4 protein-coding genes are annotated in these 4,141 nt (G+C 45.1%); 1 reads left to right on the top strand and 3 read right to left on the bottom strand.

Annotation, left to right across the window (positions count from 1 at the left end; translation table 11 throughout):
• Both A3757_RS01080 and A3757_RS01075 read right to left on the bottom strand, forming a co-directional pair.
• A partial coding sequence (locus tag A3757_RS01080; protein WP_156506081.1) for a DEAD/DEAH box helicase occupies positions 1 to 580 on the bottom strand: 580 nt, incomplete at its 3' end.
• A 91-nt stretch (positions 581 to 671) separates the two neighbouring features.
• Positions 672 to 1,205: a PadR family transcriptional regulator gene (locus tag A3757_RS01075; RefSeq protein ID WP_068513060.1), complete on the bottom strand. Its 534-nt coding sequence runs from the start codon at positions 1,203 to 1,205 to the stop codon at positions 672 to 674.
• Between the two features lie 162 nt (positions 1,206 to 1,367).
• Between A3757_RS01075 and A3757_RS01070 the strand changes: the two genes are divergently transcribed.
• Positions 1,368 to 3,020 (top strand): NAD(P)/FAD-dependent oxidoreductase, encoded by a 1,653-nt coding sequence (locus A3757_RS01070; protein WP_082865470.1) that lies wholly within the window; start codon positions 1,368 to 1,370, stop codon positions 3,018 to 3,020.
• Here A3757_RS01070 and A3757_RS01065 read toward each other — a convergent pair.
• The coding region (locus A3757_RS01065; protein ID WP_369819510.1) for an anhydro-N-acetylmuramic acid kinase at positions 3,008 to 4,141 on the bottom strand (1,134 nt) is incomplete at its 5' end. The genes A3757_RS01070 and A3757_RS01065 overlap by 13 nt on opposite strands.

Below are 4,141 nucleotides of genomic sequence, written 5' to 3'. Positions count from 1 at the left end.
TCTCGCGAGGCATGGTCGCAGAGAATAGGGCGATTTGCCGATCCTCGGGTGTGTGTTCCAATACCCATTCAACATCATCAATAAAGCCCATGCGTAGCATTTCATCTGCTTCATCAAGTACTAAGGTTTTTAGGGTGTTGAGTTTCAGCGTCCCGCGTCGCATGTGATCCATGACGCGTCCCGGAGTGCCAACCACCACTTGTGCGCCGCGCTTGAGCTGGCGTAACTGGTTGCTATAGCTTTGGCCGCCGTAAATAGGAAGAACATGGAAGTTCTTCATGTGTTTCGCATAACTTTGACATGCTTCAGCAACCTGAATCGCTAGCTCGCGTGTAGGGGCTAACACCAATACTTGCGTTTCAGACTTGTTTGCGTCGATATTTGCAAGTAAAGGGAGGGCAAATGCTGCAGTCTTTCCGGTGCCGGTTTGAGCTTGACCCAAAATGTCTTTGCCGCTAAGAAGTGTGGGTATTGCTTGAGCTTGGATTGGAGAAGGGGTTTCGTATCCAAGTTCCTTTACGGCTTTTAAGATATTTTCGGGGAGACCAAGTTGCTCAAATTGAGGCGTGGAGTCTGTCATAGTTAGGAATGCCTATCGATAAAATGGTTCTGACGCGAGGACAGAATAAAAGGGCGGCAATTATACGCAGATTTGAGAAAAAAAGCTTTGATTATTTTTTGATCGACTCTAAGGCTTCCTCTGCCCAGCTTAACCAGGCTTGTTCGCCAATGATTCCGCGCCTTAGTGTAAGGTAGGGAAGTTTATAGTTGGCTTGCTTCTCTGGGGGCAGGCTTAAGTAGCTCTGCTCTATCGATAGAAGGCTTTGTAATGTCTTTTGGTGTAGCGCTTGATGCGCTTCAATTTCCTCTAACAAGTTGTTTTGATCGATAAGGTGGCCGCCAAAAACCTTTACCAAGAGGGCATCATTGGTTTTATTCGGTTTTACCTGCGCCGATAGCCATTGCTTGAGCTCTTCAACGCCTTTTGCTGTGATGTCGTAAACCTTTTTATCGGGTTTATCAGTCTGTTTTATATTGTTGCAGGAGATAAAATCCTGCTCTAAAAGAACTTTTAGTTGCTGATAAATTTGCTGGTGGCTTGCATTCCAAAAATACCCTAGTCCTTCTTTAAATTGTTTTAATAGGTCATAACCGCTGCCTGGTTCGGTTTCTAATAATACGAGAATTGCGTGTTTTAAGGACATGGCTCAGCTCTAAATTGAATAGACATTGGCTAGTATATATTATTTTTCAATATGCAAGAAGTTGCATAATAATTTGTTTGCGGGGTAATATGTAAAAATAATGAGCTTGTCGTGAGCTTGGTTTTTTGTGTTTTTGACTGATTGATGCAGTGGAGAGAAATAATGGTGCGAACTGGAACTCGATATAGAAAAAACAAAGCAGATGATCATTATGATGTGATTGTTGTTGGTTCCGGAATAGGTGGCCTGGCAAATGCGGCCTTACTCTCAAAGTTGGGAAAGAAGGTTTGTGTGCTAGAACAGCACTATACCGCAGGTGGCTACACGCACGCCTATGAGCGCAATGGTTATGAGTGGGATGTTGGTGTTCATTATATTGGTGAGGTTCATAAGCCTTGGACGGTGCTACGCCGTTTGTTTGATGTGATCACAGATGGTCAGCTCAAATGGGAAGAGATGGACCCGCTTTTCGATCAAGTGATTATAGGCGGTAAAGAGTATAACTACCTAGCGGGAAAAGATGCTTTCAAAGACGAGATGAAGAAGAATTTTCCATCAGAGACTGAAGCTATCGATAAGTATGTGGAGCTTCTATATAAGGTAAGCTCTCTTGTGCCAAAATTCTTTGCCGGACAGGCAATGCCCAGAATGGCAGGTTTGCTCTATAACCGCTTTCGCCATAAATTTCTTCCGGATTATTTCTATAAAACAACTTACGAGGTGCTGAAAGAGCTTACTGATAACGAAGAACTTATCGGCGTCTTAACCGCTCAGTGGGGGGATTATGGTTTACCTCCTAAGAAAGCATCATTCATGATGCATGCGATGGTTGCGAAGCATTACTTGAATGGCGGTAGTTACCCGGTTGGGGGGGCAGCAAAAATTGCAGAGACAATTATTCCAGTGATTCAGCGTTCAGGAGGAAATGTCTTTACCTATGCTGGTGTGGATGAAATTCTCATCAAAAACAATAAAGCTTATGGCGTAAGGCTGAAGAAAGGTCAGGAAATTACGGCTGATGCAGTGGTAAGTTGCGCTGGTTTATATCCCACGGTGAATAAATTGCTGCCAGAGTCGGCTATCAAAAAGCATAAACTGAATAAGTTGTTAGAAAGAGTGGAGATTTCCTCGTCGCATATATGTATTTACGCGGGCTTTAAAGGTACGGCAAAAGAATTAGGGATACCTAAGAAAAACTTCTGGATATACCCGACGAGTGATCATGATGACAATGTAAGTAAGTTCAATGAGAGCTTGGAAGCAGAACTGCCGCTTACCTATATTTCTTTTCCTTCAGCAAAAGATCCAAGCTGGAATGAACGCTATCCTGGAAAGTCTACGGCAGAGATTGTAGCACCCTGTAAGCCAGAGTGGTTTGCGGAATGGGAAGGGTCGACCTGGAATAAGCGCGGGGAAGAGTACGAAGCGCTTAAGGTGAAGCTTACTGAAAAATTGATGAATATGCTTTACGAGCAAATGCCACAATTAAAAGATGCTCTTGATTATGTTGAGCTTTCGACGCCGCTTTCGACTCAATGGTTTCAATGGAATGAAGAAGGCGAGATTTATGGTATTGACCATAGCGTAGAGCGCTTTGAACAGGCGTGGTTGCATCCGGTAACGCCGATTAAAAACTTCTACCTTACCGGTGCTGATGTAGTGACTGCGGGTGTTGGTGGCGCATTGATGGCAGGTGTGATGACTGCTAGCGCAATGATGGGGGTAAAAGGCTACAAGGTTATGGGGTTAATAAAGAAGTGGCAGCCAGAACAAAATACGGAAGAGGCTTCGAAGGAATCGCTTCAAGCGGGGTAAATTCCACCTAATATTTTGCTCTTGCTTGCTCCCGTAACGGAGCAGGCATTGCCTGGCAGGTTGTTCAGTGTTTGTCTTGCTAACCAGGCGAAAGCGCTGGCCTCAACCAATTGCGGGTCTATTCCCAGGTCGAGGGTTGAACTTAAGCGATAGCTTGGAAGCAGGTTTTGGAGGCGAGTCATTAGTAGTTGATTATTGATGCCGCCGCCGCAGACGAAGATGTCGCAGCCATCACCATTAGTGCTGGTGATGATGCTGTTACTAATTGTGCTGGCCGTTAGCTCGAGTAGCGTGCGCTGAATATCTTCGCTTTGGAATGTGCTGTTTGCAATCTTATTGGCTATCCATGCTGAGTTAAACAGTTCTTTACCGGTGCTTTTGGGTGCTGTTTGTTTGAAATAGGGCTCGTCGAGAAAATCCTGTAATAAATCTTCGATAACAGACCCTGTGCTCGCCCAGTCGCCATTATGATCGTACGCTTTCTTTAAGCAGCTTTGAATCCATAGGTCCATAAGCATATTTCCGGGGCCTGTGTCGTAGCCGGATAGCTTGTTCTTTGTTTTTGAGAGCACTGAAATGTTCGCGATACCGCCAATATTGGCAACGATTCTCGTTTCGTTTGAGTCGCCAAATACTGCTTGGTGAAATGCGGGGACTAATGGTGCGCCTTGCCCCTTCGCGGCCATATCTGCCATTCTGAAATCGGTAATCGTCGTGATATTAGTGATGTGGGCGATTGTACTTGGGTCGCCTATCTGGAGTGAAAAGGGTTTGCTTGACTCAGGGCGGTGTCTGATTGTTTGTCCGTGACAACCGATGGCGCAAACATCGCTACTATTCTTGTTGGCTTTCTTGAGTAAATCGTTCACGGTTTCCGCAATAGCTTCACCTAGCTCGACACTGGCTTCGCCAAGGCGGTCTATCTCATTGTCGCCTGGTAGTGACAATGACTGAAGTTTCGACTTAAGCGAGCTTGAAAATGGTGCGCTAAATGATTCAATACTGGTGGTTTTGTTTTCAGATATTGAGGCAAGGACGGTATCGATTCCGTCCATGCTGGTGCCAGACATGACGCCTATATATAGTTTGTCTGCCATATCAGGGACTCTATCTGTACTTAC

It is taken from the genome of Oleiphilus sp. HI0117 (assembly GCF_001635235.1).
This window is presented reverse-complemented; position numbering and strand designations above follow the sequence as displayed.

Excerpts from the sequence above, each read along its gene's own strand:
- A3757_RS01075 (WP_068513060.1), bottom strand. The coding sequence starts at position 1,205 with ATGTCCTTAAAACACGCAATTCTCGTATTATTAGAAACCGAACCAGGC.
- A3757_RS01070 (WP_082865470.1), top strand. The coding sequence starts at position 1,368 with ATGGTGCGAACTGGAACTCGATATAGAAAAAACAAAGCAGATGATCAT.